The sequence below is a fragment of the Syntrophomonas zehnderi OL-4 genome, from assembly GCF_000983115.1.
GTDB lineage: Bacteria > Bacillota > Syntrophomonadia > Syntrophomonadales > Syntrophomonadaceae > Syntrophomonas_B > Syntrophomonas_B zehnderi.
The window spans coordinates 174,414-193,780 of record NZ_CGIH01000004.1; the positions used below are offsets into that span (position 1 = coordinate 174,414).

Annotated in this window: 31 protein-coding genes, 5 tRNA genes and 1 other annotated feature (1 of these 37 only partly in view); all 36 genes read left to right on the top strand. The window is 45.7% G+C overall.

From position 1 onward, the window contains the following. Positions 1-205 (top strand) — a binding site (T-box leader); it begins 17 nt to the left of the window's first position. Between the two features lie 48 nt (positions 206-253). The 36 genes from cysE (at position 254) to map (ending at position 19,361) form a co-directional block, all read left to right on the top strand. Next, on the top strand, positions 254-976 hold the full coding sequence (cysE, locus tag AAV90_RS01335; RefSeq protein WP_046495239.1) for a serine O-acetyltransferase: 723 nt from the start codon (positions 254-256) through the stop codon (positions 974-976). Beyond that, positions 915-2,507, top strand: coding sequence for a cysteine--tRNA ligase (gene cysS, locus AAV90_RS01340; RefSeq protein ID WP_046494956.1), 1,593 nt, complete (start codon positions 915-917; stop codon positions 2,505-2,507). Before cysE ends, cysS begins: the two co-directional genes overlap by 62 nt. Then, positions 2,500-2,901: a Mini-ribonuclease 3 gene (locus AAV90_RS01345; protein WP_046495242.1), complete on the top strand. Its 402-nt coding sequence runs from the start codon at positions 2,500-2,502 to the stop codon at positions 2,899-2,901. The genes cysS and AAV90_RS01345 overlap by 8 nt, the downstream gene beginning before the upstream one ends. 20 nt (positions 2,902-2,921) lie before the next feature. Next, positions 2,922-3,611 carry an FAD-dependent thymidylate synthase gene (gene thyX / locus AAV90_RS01350; protein WP_046494958.1) on the top strand — a complete coding sequence of 230 codons (690 nt, stop codon included), beginning with the start codon at positions 2,922-2,924 and terminating at the stop codon, positions 3,609-3,611. 261 nt (positions 3,612-3,872) lie between these two features. Continuing rightward, complete coding sequence (gene rlmB / locus AAV90_RS01355; protein WP_052729523.1) at positions 3,873-4,619, top strand: 23S rRNA (guanosine(2251)-2'-O)-methyltransferase RlmB; 747 nt, start codon at positions 3,873-3,875, stop codon at positions 4,617-4,619. Positions 4,620-4,753: 134 nt separating this feature from the next. Beyond that, the gene (gene sigH, locus AAV90_RS01360; protein ID WP_157609456.1) at positions 4,754-5,410 is read left to right on the top strand and encodes an RNA polymerase sporulation sigma factor SigH; all 657 of its coding nucleotides are present in this window, start codon (positions 4,754-4,756) and stop codon (positions 5,408-5,410) included. A gap of 108 nt (positions 5,411-5,518) precedes the next feature. Then, positions 5,519-5,593, top strand: a tRNA-Thr gene (locus AAV90_RS01365). 10 nt (positions 5,594-5,603) lie between these two features. Next, a tRNA-Tyr gene (locus AAV90_RS01370) sits at positions 5,604-5,688 on the top strand. Positions 5,689-5,695: 7 nt separating this feature from the next. Next, a tRNA-Met gene (locus AAV90_RS01375) sits at positions 5,696-5,771 on the top strand. Positions 5,772-5,782: 11 nt separating this feature from the next. Then, positions 5,783-5,858: transfer RNA gene (locus AAV90_RS01380), tRNA-Thr, on the top strand. 3 nt (positions 5,859-5,861) lie between these two features. Then, positions 5,862-5,938 (top strand) — tRNA-Met (locus tag AAV90_RS01385). Between the two features lie 137 nt (positions 5,939-6,075). After that, positions 6,076-7,275, top strand: a complete 1,200-nt coding sequence (gene tuf / locus AAV90_RS01390; RefSeq protein WP_046494963.1) for an elongation factor Tu — start codon at positions 6,076-6,078, stop codon at positions 7,273-7,275. 105 nt (positions 7,276-7,380) lie between these two features. Next, a complete protein-coding gene (gene rpsJ, locus AAV90_RS01395; RefSeq protein ID WP_046494964.1) occupies positions 7,381-7,692 on the top strand; it encodes a 30S ribosomal protein S10 in 312 nt (103 codons plus the stop codon). Positions 7,693-7,853: 161 nt separating this feature from the next. After that, on the top strand, positions 7,854-8,465 hold the full coding sequence (gene rplC / locus AAV90_RS01400; RefSeq protein ID WP_052729613.1) for a 50S ribosomal protein L3: 612 nt from the start codon (positions 7,854-7,856) through the stop codon (positions 8,463-8,465). Positions 8,466-8,489: 24 nt separating this feature from the next. Continuing rightward, on the top strand, positions 8,490-9,113 hold the full coding sequence (gene rplD / locus AAV90_RS01405) for a 50S ribosomal protein L4 (RefSeq protein ID WP_046494965.1): 624 nt from the start codon (positions 8,490-8,492) through the stop codon (positions 9,111-9,113). Between the two features lie 2 nt (positions 9,114-9,115). Then, the gene (rplW, locus tag AAV90_RS01410) at positions 9,116-9,403 is read left to right on the top strand and encodes a 50S ribosomal protein L23 (RefSeq protein ID WP_046494967.1); all 288 of its coding nucleotides are present in this window, start codon (positions 9,116-9,118) and stop codon (positions 9,401-9,403) included. A gap of 45 nt (positions 9,404-9,448) precedes the next feature. Then, a complete protein-coding gene (gene rplB / locus AAV90_RS01415) occupies positions 9,449-10,273 on the top strand; it encodes a 50S ribosomal protein L2 (protein ID WP_046494969.1) in 825 nt (274 codons plus the stop codon). A gap of 17 nt (positions 10,274-10,290) precedes the next feature. Further along, positions 10,291-10,575 carry a 30S ribosomal protein S19 gene (rpsS, locus tag AAV90_RS01420; RefSeq protein ID WP_046494971.1) on the top strand — a complete coding sequence of 95 codons (285 nt, stop codon included), beginning with the start codon at positions 10,291-10,293 and terminating at the stop codon, positions 10,573-10,575. 17 nt (positions 10,576-10,592) lie between these two features. After that, on the top strand, positions 10,593-10,934 hold the full coding sequence (rplV, locus tag AAV90_RS01425) for a 50S ribosomal protein L22 (protein ID WP_046494973.1): 342 nt from the start codon (positions 10,593-10,595) through the stop codon (positions 10,932-10,934). Next, the gene (gene rpsC, locus AAV90_RS01430) at positions 10,934-11,608 is read left to right on the top strand and encodes a 30S ribosomal protein S3 (protein WP_046494975.1); all 675 of its coding nucleotides are present in this window, start codon (positions 10,934-10,936) and stop codon (positions 11,606-11,608) included. Before rplV ends, rpsC begins: the two co-directional genes overlap by 1 nt. Further along, positions 11,608-12,042 carry a 50S ribosomal protein L16 gene (rplP, locus tag AAV90_RS01435; RefSeq protein ID WP_046494977.1) on the top strand — a complete coding sequence of 145 codons (435 nt, stop codon included), beginning with the start codon at positions 11,608-11,610 and terminating at the stop codon, positions 12,040-12,042. The genes rpsC and rplP overlap by 1 nt, the downstream gene beginning before the upstream one ends. A 4-nt stretch (positions 12,043-12,046) precedes the next feature. Continuing rightward, the gene (rpmC, locus tag AAV90_RS01440) at positions 12,047-12,238 is read left to right on the top strand and encodes a 50S ribosomal protein L29 (protein WP_242847455.1); all 192 of its coding nucleotides are present in this window, start codon (positions 12,047-12,049) and stop codon (positions 12,236-12,238) included. 48 nt (positions 12,239-12,286) lie between these two features. Then, a complete protein-coding gene (gene rpsQ / locus AAV90_RS01445; protein ID WP_046496442.1) occupies positions 12,287-12,523 on the top strand; it encodes a 30S ribosomal protein S17 in 237 nt (78 codons plus the stop codon). A 29-nt stretch (positions 12,524-12,552) separates the two neighbouring features. Then, positions 12,553-12,921, top strand: a complete 369-nt coding sequence (gene rplN, locus AAV90_RS01450) for a 50S ribosomal protein L14 (protein WP_046494983.1) — start codon at positions 12,553-12,555, stop codon at positions 12,919-12,921. A gap of 18 nt (positions 12,922-12,939) precedes the next feature. Next, entirely contained in the window at positions 12,940-13,251 is a 312-nt protein-coding gene (gene rplX / locus AAV90_RS01455) for a 50S ribosomal protein L24 (protein ID WP_046494985.1), read from the top strand. Between the two features lie 27 nt (positions 13,252-13,278). Beyond that, entirely contained in the window at positions 13,279-13,815 is a 537-nt protein-coding gene (gene rplE, locus AAV90_RS01460) for a 50S ribosomal protein L5 (RefSeq protein WP_046494987.1), read from the top strand. Between the two features lie 16 nt (positions 13,816-13,831). Then, positions 13,832-14,017 carry a type Z 30S ribosomal protein S14 gene (locus tag AAV90_RS01465; RefSeq protein ID WP_046494989.1) on the top strand — a complete coding sequence of 62 codons (186 nt, stop codon included), beginning with the start codon at positions 13,832-13,834 and terminating at the stop codon, positions 14,015-14,017. A 114-nt stretch (positions 14,018-14,131) separates the two neighbouring features. Then, positions 14,132-14,530 carry a 30S ribosomal protein S8 gene (rpsH, locus tag AAV90_RS01470; protein WP_046494991.1) on the top strand — a complete coding sequence of 133 codons (399 nt, stop codon included), beginning with the start codon at positions 14,132-14,134 and terminating at the stop codon, positions 14,528-14,530. A gap of 18 nt (positions 14,531-14,548) precedes the next feature. Then, a complete protein-coding gene (rplF, locus tag AAV90_RS01475) occupies positions 14,549-15,088 on the top strand; it encodes a 50S ribosomal protein L6 (protein WP_046494993.1) in 540 nt (179 codons plus the stop codon). 20 nt (positions 15,089-15,108) lie between these two features. Beyond that, positions 15,109-15,474: a 50S ribosomal protein L18 gene (gene rplR / locus AAV90_RS01480; protein ID WP_046494995.1), complete on the top strand. Its 366-nt coding sequence runs from the start codon at positions 15,109-15,111 to the stop codon at positions 15,472-15,474. A 32-nt stretch (positions 15,475-15,506) separates the two neighbouring features. Further along, positions 15,507-16,010, top strand: a complete 504-nt coding sequence (gene rpsE, locus AAV90_RS01485) for a 30S ribosomal protein S5 (RefSeq protein ID WP_046494997.1) — start codon at positions 15,507-15,509, stop codon at positions 16,008-16,010. A 13-nt stretch (positions 16,011-16,023) separates the two neighbouring features. After that, positions 16,024-16,209, top strand: coding sequence for a 50S ribosomal protein L30 (gene rpmD, locus AAV90_RS01490; RefSeq protein WP_046494999.1), 186 nt, complete (start codon positions 16,024-16,026; stop codon positions 16,207-16,209). A gap of 19 nt (positions 16,210-16,228) precedes the next feature. After that, entirely contained in the window at positions 16,229-16,669 is a 441-nt protein-coding gene (gene rplO, locus AAV90_RS01495; RefSeq protein ID WP_046495001.1) for a 50S ribosomal protein L15, read from the top strand. Then, on the top strand, positions 16,669-17,934 hold the full coding sequence (gene secY / locus AAV90_RS01500; RefSeq protein WP_046495003.1) for a preprotein translocase subunit SecY: 1,266 nt from the start codon (positions 16,669-16,671) through the stop codon (positions 17,932-17,934). The genes rplO and secY overlap by 1 nt, the downstream gene beginning before the upstream one ends. A 14-nt stretch (positions 17,935-17,948) precedes the next feature. After that, positions 17,949-18,596: an adenylate kinase gene (locus tag AAV90_RS01505; RefSeq protein WP_046495005.1), complete on the top strand. Its 648-nt coding sequence runs from the start codon at positions 17,949-17,951 to the stop codon at positions 18,594-18,596. Continuing rightward, a complete protein-coding gene (gene map / locus AAV90_RS01510) occupies positions 18,597-19,361 on the top strand; it encodes a type I methionyl aminopeptidase (RefSeq protein WP_046495007.1) in 765 nt (254 codons plus the stop codon). The last annotated feature ends 6 nt before the right edge of the window (positions 19,362-19,367 follow it).

A 19,367-nucleotide genomic window follows, 5' to 3' on the forward strand; every position in this document is an offset into this window, starting at 1 on the left:
GAAGAGTAAGCGAATATATGCTGCCAGAGAAAGAAGGTCACCGGCTGAAAGCCTTCTTAAGCAAAGGTCGCTGAAGTGCGCCCGGGAGCAGGTATGCTGAACTTAAGTAGGTATACCCGGTTTTAAACCGTTATATTCGAAAGAGGAGTGCCTTGGCACTCAAACAGGGTGGAACCGCGGAAGCAATTAACCTTTCGTCTCTGATTAAGAGATGAAAGGTTTTTTATTTATAAAAAGAAAGGGTGAAGGCAGGATGTTTTCTACGATTAGAGAAGAAATACAGGTAGTATTTGCAAGAGACCCCGCAGCGCGCAGCGTAATGGAGGTTATCTTCTGTTATCCTGGATTTCATGCCGTAATGAATCATCGCCTGGCCCATTGGCTTTATAACAAGAAGCTGTATTTCCTGGCTCGCTTGGTATCACATATCAGCAGACACTTTACCGATATAGAAATTCATCCCGGGGCCAAAATAGGCAAAGGGTTGTTTATAGACCATGGCAGCGGTATCGTTATTGGCGAAACGACCGAAATAGGCGACAATGTTACCCTGTACCAAGGCGTTACCTTGGGTGGCACTGGGAAAGAAAAAGGAAAAAGACATCCCACAATTGGGAATAATGTAGTTGTCAGTGCCGGAGCCAAAATATTAGGTTCGTTTACGGTAGGCGATTTTGCCAAAATCGGAGGAGGTTCAGTCGTATTAAAAAGCGTACCCCCTAACTGCACCGTAGTGGGTGTCCCCGGCCGGATCGTAGTCCAGGACGGGGCCCGGGTTCATGACGGCAAAATGGAAGTTGACCTGGAACACCATATGCTGCCCGACCCTATTGCCGATATGCTTACGGCTATGCAGGAAAAAATAGCCGTTTTAGAACAGAAGCTGGAGAATCTTGAAAAGGAGACCATCGAGGATGAAGATATACAATACTTTAAGCGGCAAAAAAGAAGAGCTGCAAACATTGAAACCGCATAGAGTAAATATGTATGTGTGCGGCCCCACCACCTACAACCTTATACACCTGGGGAATGCCCGACCCCTGGTAGTATTCGATACCGTCAGACGCTACCTGAAACACAGGGGTTATGAAGTTACCTATATTCAAAATTTTACCGATGTGGATGACAAAATAATCAAAAGGGCCTGGGAAGAACAAACCGACCCGCTGGAATTGGCGTCCCATTATATAGAAGAGTATTTTATAGATGCCGATGCCCTGGGGATTGACCGCGCGGATATACACCCCCGGGTCAGTCAGCATATTGAGGATATTATTGCCACCATCACCGGTCTAATGGAAAAAGGATATGCCTACGAAGTTGATGGCAATATCTATTATCGCGTCAGAGCCTTTGCTGATTATGGCAAGCTGTCCGGCCGTTCTGTGGAAGAAATGTTCTCAGGTGCCCGGGTAGAAGTAGATGAACGCAAAGAGGAGCCGGCGGATTTCGCGCTCTGGAAAAAGGCCAAACCCAATGAACCTAGCTGGCATAGTCCCTGGGGGGAAGGCAGACCGGGCTGGCACATAGAATGTTCGGTAATGGCAACCAAATATCTGGGAGAGACAATTGATATACATGGCGGGGGTGCCGACCTGATATTTCCTCACCATGAAAACGAAATTGCCCAGGCCGAAGCTTATACCGGCCAGCCTTTCGTCAAATACTGGATGCATAATGGATTTATTACTGTAAACAGTGAAAAAATGTCCAAATCATTAGGTAATTTCTTTGTACTGCGTGATATTTTAGCCAAGTACCCGGCGGATGTGATACGTTATTATCTGATCGCTACCCATTACCGCAGTCCTTTGGACTTTGATGACAGCAAACTGGAGGAGGCCCGTAAAGCCCTGGGCAGACTAAAAACCACCTTAACACTCACCCGCGAGTTTGTTGATGACGAACCTGAAATTACAGAATTAACGGTTGCCGGGAAGGCTCTACTGGAAAAAACCCATGAATTAGAACAAAAATTTAACGAAGCTATGGATGATGACTTTAATACTGCCATGGCCATGGGATTTCTGTTTGAGCTATCCCGCCTGCTTAACAGTTTTATGGCCGACCAGGATCGCCGGGAACCGGCAGCCCGGACAGCAGTTAAAAATGCCGCTGAGATTTTCATGGAACTGTTATCGGTATTGGGTATAATCATAGAACGGGATACTAATGATGAACAGTATGTCAACCTGTTGCTTAAGCTTTTGCTTGATCTGCGCAATCTGGCCCGGCAGGAAAAGGACTATGCGCTTAGTGATGCGGTACGGGACAGATTAAATGGGTTAAACGTCAAGGTGGAGGATAATCCCGAGGGCAGTCGTTTTCGCTATGAGGTTTCTCCGGCTGTAGACGAATTGCTGGAATATATCCTGGCTATTCGCCAAGAAAGCAAGGCGCAAAGGCAATATGCCCGGGCGGATTGGATTCGCGACAATCTGCAGGAGAACGGTATCATATTGGAAGATACCCGGGAAGGAGTGCGCTGGAAGTTTGCTGATGCCTAAACCGGCCAACGACAAGGAATTGCAGCAGTATTCTCCGGTAGTCCTGGCCTATATCGGGGACGCGGTCTTTGAACTGATGGTGCGTACACATATCGCTACCAGCGGCCCAAGAAAAATCAAGAATATTCACAGCGATACGGTAGATATAGTCAAAGCAGCCAGCCAAGCGCGAATGGTTCGTCATATTTTTAAGGATTTGTCCGAGGAGGAACAGGAAATAGTAAGGCGGGGGAGGAATGCCAAAACGAATCCTCCTAAAAACACGGTTCTCCATGATTATAAACTAAGTACCGGCTTTGAAGCCTTGTTGGGATATCTTTACCTAAAAGGCGAAGAGGAACGTCTACAAGACTTGATTCAGCGGGCTCTGGATGAAGGGCAGCCCGACCCTTAAAAGAAGGAGGTTGCATAAAAATGATAATAATCAAGCCTCAGATATATGTCCCCCAGGATGCACTTTCCGACCGGATATCAACCAGATTGGAACGCTATGCCCGGGTTTGTTACAAATCGGAGGATAAAATGAGTTCTGGCGGCAACCCGGATTTTTTAAAAAGCAAGGTAAGAATGGGACATGAATCAATTATAGAACATGAGAAAGCAACGGTTATGTTGATAATCGACCGGGGGGTATCCCACGAACTGGTACGGCACCGGGTAGGCGCTGCCTACAGCCAGGAATCAACCCGCTATTGCTCCTATAACCAGGATAAGTTTGGAAATGAAATAACGGTTATTGAGCCGTATTTTCTGCATGATAAACCAGAAGCTTATGCATTATGGCTGCAAAGCTGTCAGGTAATTGAGAAAAACTATATGCAGATGCTTGCCCAAGGTTGTTCAGCCCAGGAAGCACGCTCTGTTTTGCCTAATTCACTCAAGACAGAAATTGTGGTTACCTTTAATATGCGGGAATGGCGCCACTTTTTCCGCTTGCGTTGCGATCAGGCAGCTCACCCGCAGATGCGTCAGGTAGCGATCCCCTTGCTTTTATTCTTTAAGGAAAAACTGCCGGAGCTCTTTGAGGATATAGAATTTGATCGTAGTTTTCCTGCCCGGCATTATGCGGAATTAATTATAACCGATGATCTGTTTACTATCTGACATCTTTAAACGACTGCTTTTTCCAAGGAGCTTTCCCAAACAGTCGGCAGCAGATCACAATTCCAAGATATATTGCGTTTACGTCAGAAAATGCACCGACTTATTTATTTAAAGAACAATTTAAAGATACAGTAGTATAAAACCTGATACATAGGATCACCCGAGTATGGTAATCTATAACTAGATGGCTTCTCGGGCGGTCTGCTTTATACCAAGAATAGTTAACAGATAAAAACACTTAACTTATTTAGGAGAACGCCCATGAAGGAAAAATTAGCCGGAGTAAACAGTATAATGGAAGCACTGCGGGGCGGACGCCGGGTGCACAAGATTTATATTCAGGAAGGCCGCGGCGGCAAAAGGATTGGAGAACTTTTAAGTCTGGCCGCCAAACGCGGGGTTTTTTGCCAGTATGTCGAGAAAAACCAGCTGGATAGAATGTATACCCAGGGCAACCATCAAGGGGTAGTGGCCCAGGTAGATGTTTATGAGTACAGCACCTTGGAAGAAATACTTGAATATGCGGCTATGCGCGGGGAAGCGGCCTTGGTGCTGCTTTTGGACGGTATAGAAGATCCCCAGAATTTGGGCTCAATTATCCGCAGCGCAGAATGTGCAGGCGTACACGGTATAGTTATCCCTCGTCATAATGCCTCTGCGATTACTCCAGCCGTTGCCCGGGCCTCTGCCGGAGCGGTTGAACATATGCGTATTGCCATGGAAACCAACCTTGTAACCAGTATTAAACGTCTCAAGGATTACGGTTTATGGATAGTCGCTGCCGACATGGAGGACAGTCAGGACTATTTTCGAGCTGCTATACCCAGTCCCACCGCTGTAGTTATAGGGGGAGAGGGCAAAGGGATCCGCAGACTGGTCAAAGAGAAATGTGATTTGGTTGTAAAGATCCCCATGCGCGGGGCTTTAAATTCCCTTAATGCTTCCGTTGCCGCTGCTTTGCTTATCTATGAGATATTAAGGCAGCGCCAGGAAGAAAACCCGAATTGATTAAATAAAAAGGATTAATATTTCCCAAAAGAAGGGTTCTTGACGGGTGAGCCACTTGCCGCTATAATATACTTGTCCATAGAGTCGCCATCGTTATGATTAATAGGATATTATAATTTTATGGAGGCGATTTAGTGATAAATTCTGTCGCTACGCAAAGAATATACATATCATATGCCGAAATGACAGATGAAGAAATAGTTGAACTAGCCCAGCAGGGAGATCAGTTTGCCATAGAATATCTGGTTGATAAGTACAAAAACTTTGTACGCGCGAAAGCCAGGTCTTATTTTTTAATCGGGGCAGACCGGGAGGATATAATTCAGGAAGGTATGATCGGTTTATTTAAAGCCATTCGCGATTATAATGGGGACAAGCTGACTTCGTTTAGAGCCTTTGCTGAATTATGTATTACCCGGCAAATTATTACGGCCATTAAAACCGCCACCCGACAAAAACATATTCCTCTTAACTCCTATATCTCCTTAAACAAACCGGTCTATGATGAAGAATCAGACCGCACCCTGATGGACATTATTACCACCAACAAGATTACCAACCCCGAGGAAATCATCATCAGCCGTGAAGAATTCGTATTTATTGAGAAGAAGATGGGGGAAATATTAAGCACCCTGGAATGGAAAGTGCTTATGGCTTACCTGGAAGGTAAGTCCTACCAGGAAATAGCAGTGGAACTCAAACGCCATGTAAAATCTATCGACAATGCACTGCAGCGGGTGAAAAGGAAACTAGAGAAATACCTGGAAGATCGTAGCGAGATCAACATATAGCCGAGCGTAAAAAGCCCTGCCTGTCGGGATTGCGGCTCAAAAACTTAAATTTAATTTTTAAGTACTATTGACTTTGAATAGCTCAGCATATAGAATATTACTTGCTGAGCCGAGCTAGCTCAACGGTAGAGCAGCTGATTTGTAATCAGCAGGTTGCGGGTTCAAATCCTGTGCTCGGCTCCAAAAACTTCATGGAGGGATACCCAAGCGGCCAAAGGGGGCAGACTGTAAATCTGTTGTCGACGACTTCGAAGGTTCGAATCCTTCTCCCTCCACCATTAGCAACGCGGGATGGAGCAGTTGGTAGCTCGTCGGGCTCATAACCCGAAGGTTGTCGGTTCAAGTCCGGCTCCCGCAACCATAAAAACAATTGCCCTTATAGCTCAGTCGGCAGAGCGCATCCTTGGTAAGGATGAGGTCACCGGTTCAAGTCCGGTTAAGGGCTCCATCTGGCGGTGTAGCTCAGCTGGCTAGAGCATACGGTTCATACCCGTAGGGTCGTGGGTTCAAATCCCTCCGCCGCTACCATAAATATAAACCGTAAAGGAGCAGGATTTAAATCCTACTCCTTTTATTTTGTTCAGCTTTTGGGTAGAATATAATGAGTATGCCTAAAAAGCATTCATTATTAAATATCACGATTAAAAGGAAAGGTGAGAAAAAAGATGGCAAAGGCAAAATATGAAAGAAGCAAACCTCATCTTAACATTGGCACGATAGGACACGTAGACCACGGCAAGACAACGTTGACAGCGGCAATCACGTTAACCCTGTCCCAGACAGGCGGGGCAGTTGCAACTTCATATGCAGATATAGACAAAGCCCCGGAAGAAAGAGAAAGAGGTATAACGATAAATACCTCCCACGTAGAATACCAGACTGAGACCAGACATTACGCACATGTAGACTGCCCGGGTCATGCTGACTACATAAAGAACATGATCACCGGAGCAGCCCAGATGGATGGTTCCATATTGGTAGTATCGTCAGCAGACGGCCCCATGCCTCAGACCAGGGAACACATCGTGCTCTCCAGGCAGGTGGGAGTGCACCACATAGTAGTATTCATGAACAAAACCGACATGGTAGACGATGAAGAACTGCTCGAACTGGTAGAGATGGAAATCAGAGAACTATTAAGCACGTATGACTTTCCCGGAGATGACATCCCGGTCATAAAAGGTTCCGGTTTAAAAGCCTTAGAATGCGGTTGCGGCAGCAGAGACTGTGAGTGGTGTGGCCGCATATGGGAGTTAATGGATGCGGTGGACAGTTACGTTCCTCTGCCCGAAAGAGCAGTCGATAAACCCTTTTTAATGCCGATCGAGGACGTATTCACCATAACCGGTCGTGGCACCGTAGTAACCGGCAGGGTAGAAAGAGGCCAGGTCAAGGTTGGAGACGAAACCGAGATAGTAGGGATGAGAGAAGAGATCAGAAAACACATAGTAACAGGCGTAGAGATGTTTAGAAAACTATTAGACTATGCCGAAGCCGGAGACAATATCGGCACCCTGTTAAGAGGACTGGACAGAAAAGACGTGGAAAGAGGCATGGTATTAGCCAAACCAGGCAGCATCAAGCCCTTAACCAAGTTCAAAGGTGAAGTATACGTACTGTCCAAAGAAGAAGGCGGTCGCCATACCCCGTTCTTTGGTGGCTACAGACCCCAGTTTTACTTCCGGACAACAGATGTGACCGGCGTAATCCAGTTACCCGAAGGCGTAGAAATGGTAATGCCCGGTGATAACATTCAGATGTCCATAGAACTGATAACCCCGATTGCCATTGAAGAAGGCTTAAGATTTGCAATAAGAGAAGGCGGCAGAACAGTTGGTTCCGGAGTTGTTACCAGCATTGACTAAATAATAAAACACCAGCCAGCGGGATAAGGGATCATAGGGTCCTTTATCCCCAAACACGAGGATGCGTGTAAAGAATGAGCCCAGGCTAAGGAGGTTTAAAATAGAGTGAGTGGCCAGCAAAAAGTTAGAATTCGTTTAAAGGCATTCGATCACAAACTCCTGGATCAATCATCCCAGAAGATTGTGGAAACAGCTAAAAAAAATGGAGCCACTGTATCCGGACCTATTCCCCTGCCGACCGAAAAAAGTATCTATACGATCCTGCGGTCGCCTCATGTGAATAAGGATTCACGGGAACAGTTTGAAATGCGTACCCATAAAAGACTCATAGACATACTGGATCCTAATCCCAAAACTATCGATGCTCTTATGCACCTGGATTTGCCTTCCGGCGTAGACATAGAGATCAAGTTATAGGTGAGGAACCGGTGCTTAAAGACCAGTGGGAAAAGTGGTCTTAAGGCGGCAAAAACCCGGATAAAAATTAGAGGCGATGTTGGAGATCCCACTTTCAACCGCTCGCCATAATTCTGAGCCAGGAGGTAATCAAGGTGACAAGCAAATTGAAGAAAGCCCTCATGGGCACCAAGGTGGGCATGACCCAGGTATTCGATGAAACCGGCCGGGCGGTACCGGTCACGGTTGTAGAAGCCAGCCCGAATGTAGTGCTGCAAAAGAAGACGATCGCCAATGATGGGTACAACGCGCTGCAGGTAGGCTATGGTGAAATCAGGGAAAGACTGGTAAACAAACCGGAAACGGGCCACTTTAAGAAGGCCAATGTAAAACCTTTACGATATATAAGAGAATTCCGTATAGATAACGTAGACGATTATGACATTGGAGCTGAATTCAATGTAGATCTGTTTGCTCCCGGGGATATCGTTGATGTAGTGGGCACATCCAAAGGCAAAGGCTTTGCCGGAGCAGTTAAGCGCCATAACTTTGCCCGTGGAGCCATGGGCCATGGTTCCAAGTATCATCGCAGACCAGGCTCCCTGGCGGCCAAGGGGCCAGCCCGCGTTTTCAAAGGGCGGAAGTTGCCCGGAAGATTAGGAAGAGAACGGGTTACCGTGCAATGTTTACAAATCGTTAAGGTCTACCCCGAAAAAAACCTTATCCTGATCAAGGGTGCAATACCCGGCCCCAGAAAAGGTCTGGTTATTATTAAGAATTCTGTCAAGGCATAGCTTTATGAGAAGGAGGTTAGGAAGATGCCTAAAGTTGCGGTATATAACATGGCCGGGGCCCAGGTCGGAGAAATTGAACTAAACGACAATGTTTTTGGTATAGAGCCTAATGAGGCAGTCATGTATGACTTTGTTAAGATGCAGCTTGCCAATAAGCGTCAGGGTACATCTTCAACCAAAACCAGGACTGAAGTAAGAGGTGGAGGTAGAAAACCCTGGAGACAAAAGGGAACCGGACGTGCACGGGTAGGCAGTAGCAGGAATCCGGTTTGGAGAGGCGGCGGAATAGCATTTGGCCCCAAACCCAGAGATTATTCCTACAGGCTACCCCAGAAGGTAAGAAGGTTAGCGCTAAAGTCAGCCCTGTCTACCAAGGCACTTGATAATAAGATTGTAGTAGTGGACGAACTGAATTTTGAGCAGCCGAAAACCAAAATGATGGTTCAGGCCCTGGAAGCCTTAAAGGTAGGCAAAAAGACACTAGTTGTAACTGCAGATGGTAACGTGAATGTGACTAAATCAGCCAGAAATATAGAAGGCGTAAAACCTTTAAGAGCGGATTTCATTAACGTTTACGATATTTTAAAATACGATACCCTGCTCATTACCAGGGATGCAGTTGCCATGGTAGAGGAGGTATTTGCCTAATCATGAGAGACTACAGAGATATAATTATCAAACCGGTAGTAACTGAAAAATCCATGGATCTGCTGGCTGATAATAAATACACCTTTATTGTAGATAAGAAAGCCAACAAAACCGAAATAAAAAACGCCGTTGAAAATATATTTAAGGTCAGGGTTGAGCAGGTATATACCATGAATGTAAAGGGCAAACCCAAGCGGATGGGACGATTTGAAGGTAAGAGACCTGATCGCAAGAAGGCGATAGTTACCCTCAAGCCCGGCTATAAGATTAAACTGTTTGAAGGAATGTAGACCAAGCGCAATGCTAAATTAGATTAGATCGGGAGGATTGTTCCGATGAGTGTAAAAAAATATAGACCAACTACCCCAAGTAGAAGACATATGACCGTAATGACCTTCGAAGAAATAACCAGGAGTGAACCGGAAAAAGGTCTTACTACCAGTTTAAAGCGCAAAGCCGGCCGTAATGTTAACGGACGGATAACAGTCAGGCACCGAGGGGGAGGACATAAAAGACTCTACCGGGTAATTGATTTTAAACGCATCAAAGATGGTGTTCCGGCGAAAGTAGCAGCGATTGAGTATGATCCCAATCGTTCAGCCAATATTGCCCTCCTGCATTATGCAGATGGTGCCAAGGCTTATATCATTGCACCGCATAATCTTAAAGTCGGTGACACAGTCGAGTCAGGAGAAACAGCCGATATTAAAGTAGGCAACTCCTTGAAATTAAAAGATATTCCGGTGGGATCCTTAATCCACAATATCGAAATGAGACCGGGTAAAGGCGGACAATTGGCACGCTCCGCCGGTGCGGTAGCACAATTGATGGCCAAGGAAGGAGCCTATGCTCATATCAGACTTCCTTCCGGGGAGGTCAGACTGGTTCATATCAATTGCCGGGCTACCATTGGCCAGGTCGGGAATGTGGAACATGAAAATATCACTATCGGCAAAGCCGGCAGATCCCGCTGGTTAGGGAACCGACCTGCGGTTAGAGGCTCGGTTATGAATCCGGTTGACCATCCTCATGGCGGCGGCGAGGGTCGGGCGCCCATAGGAAGAAAATATCCGGTTTCCCCCTGGGGTAAAATCGCCATTGGCGGCAAGACCCGTAAGAAAAAGCCCTCAGACAATATGATTGTTCGCAAACGCAAGTAAAGGAGGTCTTTCATTAAATGGCTAGGTCGTTAAAAAAAGGACCTTATTGTGAGGAAAAACTCCTGGCTAAGGTTGAAGATATGAATGCCAGCGGACAGAAAAAGGTAATCAAAACCTGGTCCCGGCGTTCCACCATTATGCCCCAGATGGTCGGGCACACCCTGGCGGTACACGATGGACGCAGACATATACCCGTTTATATTACCGAAGATATGGTCGGTTTAAAATTGGGCGAATTTGCTCCTACCAGAACTTACCGTGGCCATGCTGGAAAATCAGAAAAATCGAGCAGATCAAGGTAGAGAGGAGGAACCTGATTATGGAATCCAGAGCAATTGCTCGGTACTTGCGAGTATCTCCTTTAAAAGCACGTCAGGTGGCCGATCTGGTTAGAGGTAAAGATGTAAGTGAAGCCTTGGGTATTTTAAGATATACCAACAAAAAATCTTCCCCCCTGATCAGTAAAGTAGTGCAATCTGCCGTAGCCAATGCAGAGCATAATTATGATATGGATTCAGACGCTTTATATATATCCGAGATATTAGTAAACGAAGGCCCGGTCTTAAAGAGAATGAGGCCCAGAGCTTATGGCCGAGCCGACATTAGGCGTCATAGAACCAGTCATATTACCGTGGTGCTGCGCGAAAGGGAGGTTAAATAGTGGGTCAGAAGGTTCATCCGAAAGGATTAAGAATCGGCATTATCAAAGATTGGGACTCCAATTGGTACGCTGACAGAGATTATGCCGATCTATTACACGAAGATTATAAAATCAGAAGTATGATAAAAGAGCGCTTTTACGTTGCCGGTATATCCAAGGTAGAGATACAGCGAACCGGGAATCGGGTGCGTATTACGATTCATACCGCCAAGCCGGGTATCGTAATCGGGCGCGGCGGAACTGAAGTTGAAAAACTTAAACAGGATCTGACCAAACTTACCGGCAAGAACATTAATATTAATATCCAAGAGATTAAAAAACCAGAACTGGATGCCCAGATCGTTGCCGAGAATGTTGCCCAGCAGCTTGAGAAGAGGGTTTCTTTCCGCCGGGCAATGAAACAGGCTGTAAGCCGAACCATGCGGATGGGCGGAGAAGGTATGAAGATAGCCATTTCTGGTCGGCTGGGCGGTGCTGAGATAGCCAGAACCGAATGGTATGCTGAAGGAAAAGTACCCCTGCATACTTTAAGAGCCGATATTGATTATGGATTTGCCGAAGCCAATACAACCTATGGCAAAATTGGTATCAAGGTCTGGATAAATCGCGGTGAAGTAGCCCCTGAAGCCAAAAAAAGACCGCAAGAGAAACAAATGGAGGAGGCAGGTCAATAATGCTTACCCCTAAAAGAGTAAAATATAGAAAACAACATCGCCCTGCCTTAAAAGGTAAGGCTCAGAAAGGTAATACAGTGACTTACGGTGAATACGGCCTGCAAGCCTTGGAAGCAGCCTGGATCACAAATCGCCAGATTGAAGCAGCCCGTATTGCCATCAACAGATATATCAAAAGAGGCGGTAAACTCTGGATTAAAATATTCCCCGATCGTCCGATCACTGCCAAACCGGCTGAAACCCGTATGGGTAAGGGAAAAGGTTCACCCGAACAATGGGTGGCTGTAGTCAAACCAGGCCGGGTAATGTTTGAACTTGCTGGAGTTAACGAAGAAGTTGCCCGCGAGGCAATGCGTTTAGCATCTCACAAGCTTCCGGTAAAATGTAAGTTTGTAAAAAGAGAAGAAATGGATGGTGAGGTTAGTGATAGCTAAGAAAATGAGAGAACTAACCGACGAGGAATTAGAAAGAAAAGTTTCCAGTTATAAAGAAGAATTATTCAACCTGCGTTTTCAGATGGCAACTGGTCAACTTGATAATCCCATGAGAATAAGAGATGTAAGAAAAAACATCGCCAGATGCAAGACTGTATTACGGCAGCGGGAAATTTCGCGGGAGAGTAACGGATAAAAAGGAGGTCTAAGGGTGGCTCAACATCAAGGCAACCGTAAAACCAGGATGGGCACGGTAACCAGCGACAAAATGGAAAAGACCATAACCGTTTCAGTAGAAACCGTACAGCAGCATCCTCTATACAAAAAGACCATAAAGACAAGTAAGAAATATAAAGTTCATGACGAAAATAACGAAGCCAAAACCGGTGATGTCGTAAAGATCATGGAAACCCGCCCCTTAAGCAAGGACAAGAGATGGATACTCGTGGAAATTATTCAAAAAGCCAAGACTCTGCAATAGTTCTGGTATATTGAAGGGAGGTTTAAACCGTGATTCAGCAGGAAACAGTTTTACAGGTAGGGGACAACACCGGGGCCAAACAGGTACTCTGTATAAAGATATTAGGCGGATCAAATCGAAAGTATGCTACGGTTGGAGATATCATTGTCGTGACTGTTAAAGAAGCAGCACCGAATGGCGTAGTAAAAAAAGGTGATGTCGTAAAAGCTGTAGTAGTAAGAACCAAAAAGGAAATCAGAAGGCAAGACGGTTCCTATATTTCTTTTTCGGAAAATGCCGCCGTCATACTTGACGATAATGGAAACCCCAAAGGTACGCGTATTTTTGGACCTGTAGCCAGGGAACTGAGGGATAAGAATTTCATGAAAATCATATCTCTGGCCCCCGAAGTGCTTTAGTCGGTGGAGGTGTGAAGAATGAATATAAAAAAAGGTGATATTGTACTAGTGTTAACCGGCAAAGATGCCGGCCGCAAAGGAAAAGTATTAAAAGCGATACCTGCCCAAAATCGGGTAGTCGTTGAAGGGATAAATAAAGTCAAGAAGCATCAGCGCCCCACCCGGGCTATACCGCAGGGCGGCATCTTACAGGTAGAAACACCAATGAATGTATCCAACGTGATGCTGGTGTGCGAAAAATGTAACCAACCAACGCGGATTGCCAAAGGATTTTTAGAAGATGGAACTAAGGTGAGGGTCTGCAAGAAATGCGGAGAGGTAGTAGACTAAGCTCCAAGAAGGGAGGCTAGCTATTAAATGGCTACGCTGTACGAAGTATACAAGCAAGAGATTACTCCTCAACTGATGGAGAAATTTCAATATAAAAATGTTATGCAGGTTCCGAGGCTGGAAAAGATCGTTCTTAACATAGGCGTTGGCGAAGCTATTCAAAATCCTAAGGCATTGGATGGAGCAGTCAATGATCTGACCGCCATATCCGGGCAAAAACCGGTTATTACCAAAGCGAAAAAATCGATCGCCGGGTTTAAATTGCGGGAAGGCATGCCCATCGGATGCATGGTAACCCTCCGGGGTGAACGGATGTATCAATTCCTGGATAAGCTGATTAACATTGTACTGCCCCGGGTACGTGATTTCCGAGGTGTTTCGCCCCAGGCTTTTGATGGACGTGGTAATTACTCCTTGGGAATCAAGGAACAGACTATTTTCCCGGAAATTGAGTATGACAAAATCGATAAGATCAGAGGGTTGGAAGTAGCTATCGTAACTACTGCGAAGACCGATGAAGAAGCTCGGGAATTGTTAAAGCGCATGGGAATGCCATTTAGATAAGAGGAGGTATTTGCAAATGGCAAAAAAGGCGATGATTGCAAAACAGCAACGCCCACGCAAGTATAAAGTCCAGGAATACAATCGCTGCAAGATATGTGGAAGACCACGTGCCTACATGGGCAAATTCGGCATCTGCAGAGTTTGTTTCAGAGAAATGGCACATCGGGGAGAAATACCCGGTGTTACTAAGTCAAGCTGGTAGGCTTTAAAAGTGGATAGTCTACAGTGAGGAGAAAAGCTGGTCGTGGTAACAGGTTAATACCATAGCCTGCTGAAAGCCTTATGTTGTAAGCTGGTAATAAAGGAGGTAAAAAATATGGTCATGACTGATCCCGTAGCCGACTTCCTGACCAGAATTAGAAACGGCAATATGGTCATGCATCAAACCGTTGAAGTACCCGGCTCCAAGATGAAGCTAGGCATGGCCCGGATCATGAAAGAAGAAGGGTACATCAAGGATTATGAATATATAGAGGATGGCAAACAAGGGGTAATCAGGGTGTACCTTAAGTATGGACCCAACAAGGAAAAAGTGATCACCGGACTAAAAAGAATCAGCAAGCCGGGTCTGCGGGTATACGTACAGAAGGATGAAGTGCCCAAGGTTTTGGGTGGACTCGGCACCGCAATTGTTTCTACCTCTAAAGGACTAATGACTGATAAAAACGCCCGCAAAGAAGGTTTGGGCGGCGAAGTGATATGTTACATTTGGTAGCCGAAGGAGGAGTGAGCAGTGTCCAGAATAGGTAGAAAACCTATCGCTCGACCTGACAACGTAAAGGTAACAATAAATGATGATATAATTACGGTTGAAGGTCCTAAAGGGATTCTTTCCCAGCAAATACCACAAGATATTTCTATAGAAGTTAGCGATAATGTGTTATTGGTCACAAGACCGAGTGATTCCAAAAAACATAGAGCCATGCATGGATTAACCAGAGCCCTGGTAGCCAATATGGTTGATGGTGTCAGCCAAGGCTTTGAAAAAAAGCTGGAACTGGTAGGGGTAGGATATCGCGCCCAGATGCAAGGCAGCAAGCTGGTTATAAACATCGGTTATTCCCATCCGGTTGAAGTAGAACCCATTGCGGGTATTGAGTTTGAAGTTCCGGCCGCTAACAAGATCACGGTAAAAGGTATTGACAAACAACTGGTTGGCAATACTGCAGCTCATATACGCGCCATTAGAAAGCCCGAACCGTATAAAGGCAAAGGCATCAAGTATGAAGGCGAAGTTATCAGACGCAAAGCTGGTAAGGCAGGCGGTAAATAAATAGGAAGGGAGTGACTGCGTTGATCAAGAAAACCAGCAAAAATGAACTCAGAAAAACTAGACATAAAAGGATTAGAAAGAAAATAGCTGGTACTGCTGAAGTACCCCGACTATGTATTTATACCAGCCTAAACCACATATATGCGCAGATTATCGATGATGAAAATGGTGTAACCCTGGTAACCGCATCAACCCTTGATAAGGACATGGCTGACCTTACCGGTAAAACCAATATAGATGCGGCCAAGCGCGTAGGCGACAGTATTGCGCAAAAGGCTAAAACCAAGGGGATTACCTCAGTTGTTTTTGATAGAAATGGGCGCAAATATCATGGTAAAGTAATGGCTCTGGCAGATGCAGCCAGGGAGAGTGGACTGAACTTTTAACACTTGATTTCCGTCAGGTTAGGAGGGAAAAAATGATTGAAAAGGAACAGGTAGCCCCCGAATATATTGAAAAAGTCGTAAATATAAAAAGGGTTGCCAAGGTTGTAAAAGGTGGACGCAGATTTAGCTTCAGTGCCCTGGTTGTAGTAGGTGATGGAGCAGGCAGAGTCGGTACAGGTAAAGGAAAAGCCACCGAAGTGCCGGAAGCAATCAGAAAAGCGATGGAAAATGCTAAAAAGAACATGATTGAAATACCTTTAATAGATGACAGAACGATTCCTCATTCTATACTAGGCAGATTTGGCGCGGGTGAAGTATTGTTAAAACCAGCTGCGGAAGGAACGGGCGTTATCGCCGGCGGGCCAGTCAGAGCAGTATTGGAAGCAGCCGGACTAAAAGACATCCTTACCAAATCTCTGGGGTCAGCCAACGCCAACAATATGGTGCACGCCACCATGGAGGGCTTAAAAAACCTGAAACGGGTTGAAGACGTAGCCCGCCAGAGGGGCAAAACCATCGATGAGATTTTGAACTAGGGAGGGAAAAACCTTGGCCAAGCAGTTGAAAATTACCTGGAAAAAAAGCTTTATTGGTTACCCTCAAACCCAGAGACTGACCATTAAAAGCCTGGGATTTAGCAAGCTAAATCAGGTATTGATAAAAGAAGATTCCCCGCAACTCCGCGGACAGCTTAACAAGGTAGGACATCTGGTAAGTGTGGAAGAGTTAGATTAAAAACAGGGAGGTTTTAAGAGTGAAGCTAGAGGAAATAAAATCTCCGCCCGGGGCCACTAAAAGTGCTAAAAGAGTTGGCAGAGGGATTGGCTCAGGACATGGCAAGACATCTTGTCGTGGACATAAAGGGCAGAAATCCCGTTCCGGTGGAGGCGTCCGGCCCGGTTTTGAAGGCGGACAAATGCCCCTGCAAAGGCGTTTACCTAAAAGAGGTTTTACGAATATTTTTAAAACTGAATGGTCAATCGTCAATGTGAGAGACCTGAACGTTTTTGAAGAGGGTACAGTAGTAACCATACCCATGTTGAAGGAAGCAGGCCTAATCAGGAAAGCGCCTCTGCCAGTTAAGCTACTGGGTGATGGCGAAATTGAAAAAAAACTGACCATACAGGTAAATAAAGCCAGCCAGCAGGCCGAGGAGAAAATCGCAGCCAGAGGTGGCAAGGTTGAGGTGATCTAATGCTTAATTCATTTCAACAGGCTGTAAAAATCGGCGATCTGCGCAAGAAACTACTCTTTACCCTGTTTATGCTACTCGTATTCAGGGTGGGAGCACATATACCTGTACCCGGGATCAACCCGGAAGCTATGGCGGAATTGTTGAAAGGCCAGTTGTTCGGCTTTTTTGATATAATATCCGGGGGCGCATTTAAACGCTTTAGTATTTTTGCCATGAGTATAACGCCCTATATTAACGCCTCTATTATCATGCAGCTCCTCACCGTAATTGTACCGAAACTGGAGGAGCTTAACAAAGAAGGCGAAGAAGGCAGAAAGAAAATAGCTCAGTACACCCGGTATTTTACCATAGTACTAGCATTTATCCAGGCTCTCGGCATGTCCGCAGCTCTTACCAAAACAGGAGCAGTTATCAATAGCGGTTTTACTTCTTATATGGTAATTGCCATATCACTCACAGCCGGGACGGCCATGCTAATGTGGATCGGCGAGATGATCACCGAAAAAGGTATCGGCAACGGAATATCCCTGATTATCTTCTGCGGGATCGTAGCCCGCATACCCCAGCAGATTGTTGGAGTAGGTCAAGAAATATCAGGCGGTATTATCGGTTTCTTTAACGTTATATTGCTGATTATTGTTATGCTGGCGGTTATAGTTGCAGTAGTCGCAATGAATGAAGGGCAAAGAAGGCTGCCAATCCAATACGCCAAGCGGATGGTGGGCAGAAGAATGTATGGCGGGCAAACCACTTTCCTGCCGTTAAAAGTAAACTCCGCCGGGGTTATACCTATAATATTTGCCATGTCACTTTGTATGTTTCCGGCGACTATAGGCTCCTTTATGTCACAGACATCTGGATATAATCAGTTTATCGACAGTTATTTTAATTTTGGGAGTGTATTATATAATGTTGTCTATGCCTTACTGATTGTGTTCTTTACGTATTTCTATGTATCGATAATATTCAATCCCCTGGATGTGGCTGATAACATTAAGAAAAACGGAGGGTTCGTACCAGGCATCAGACCAGGCAGACCCACCGCTGAGTATATAGACAAAATACTGTCCCGGCTAACCTTAGCGGGCGGTGTATTCTTGGCTTTGATAGCAATATTGCCTAATTTCGTAATTGCCATAACCGGAGTGACCAGCCTCTGGTTTGGCGGCACCGCATTGTTGATCGTAGTTGGTGTAGCGCTAGATACAATGAAACAGATAGAATCACATTTATTGCTTAGAAGTTATGAAGGTTTTGTAAAATAGGAGATGATTAACTAATGAACATTATCATTATGGGCCCTCCCGGTGCTGGTAAAGGAACTCAGGCAGATTTAATCAAGGCAAGATTTCCGATTTTGCATATCTCTACTGGAGATATGTTCCGGGAAGCAGTAAGCAAACAAACGGCTATGGGGTTAGAAGCCAAGAAGTACATGGATGCCGGCCAACTGGTGCCTGACGAAGTTACTATTGGTGTAGTTGAAGAGAGACTGGCACAGCCGGATTGTGCCGATGGATTTCTGCTGGATGGATTTCCGCGCACGATACCGCAGGCCGAAGCTCTGGATAAGGTTTTAGCCAAGCTGGGTAAAAAAGTAGAAGCTGCCCTTGATATCAGTGTTCCTGACCAGGTTCTGCTGGAACGCATGACCGGCCGCGTAAGCTGCCCGCAATGTAAAACCGTATATAATACCAGATTTAATCCTCCGACAACCGTTGGTATCTGCGATAAATGCGGTACTGGGCTGATGCAGCGTGATGACGACAAAGAAGCAACCGTAAAAAATCGTCTCAAGATCTATATGGAACAGACCCAGCCGCTTTTAAACTATTATGAAAAGCAGGGCACCTTAAGAACGATTGATGGCAACCGTGATCCTAAAGACGTGTTTGCAGATGTAGTATTAGTGCTGGAGAAGCTCTAGATGATAATAATTAAGACCAAGGATGAAATCGAGAAAATGAGACGCTCCGGGCAGGTCGTAGCGGAAGTGCTTAAGCTGCTGGAAGCCACCGCGCGACCGGGTATAACAACTGCCGCTCTAAATGCCACTGCTGTGGAAGAGTGTAAGAAAAGAAATGCGATCCCGCTATTTCTAAATCAACCTCATCCCCGTGGCGGCAAACCGTTTCAGGGTGCCATCTGTGCATCAGTAAATGAAGAAGTGGTACATGGTATACCGGGCAACCGTGTTTTGCACGAAGGGGACATCATTAGTATTGATTTTGGGGTGATGCTGGATGGCTATGCGGGAGATGCCGCCATAACTGTAGCCATAGGTGAAATCGATCCTAAGCTTAAAAAACTGATTCAGATAACTGAAGAGGCATTGCTTAAAGGGATTGAACAGGCAAAGGCAGGTAACCGGCTAGGATATGTGTCCAACGCAATCCAAACTCATGCTGAAAACCATGGATTTTCGGTAGTTAGGGACTTTGTCGGGCACGGTATTGGCAAATCCATGTGGGAGGATCCACCGGTACCTAATTATGGCAGGAAGAATAACGGCCCGATCCTAAAAGAAGGGATGACCTTGGCGATTGAGCCCATGCTTAACCAGGGGACTCACCAGGTTTCCACTCTTGAGGATGAATGGACTGTAGTTACCAAAGACGGTTTACCATCAGCCCACTTTGAACACAGTATTGTTATCCTGGATAAGGGGCCGGAAATCCTTACCTTAAGGTAATGGAGG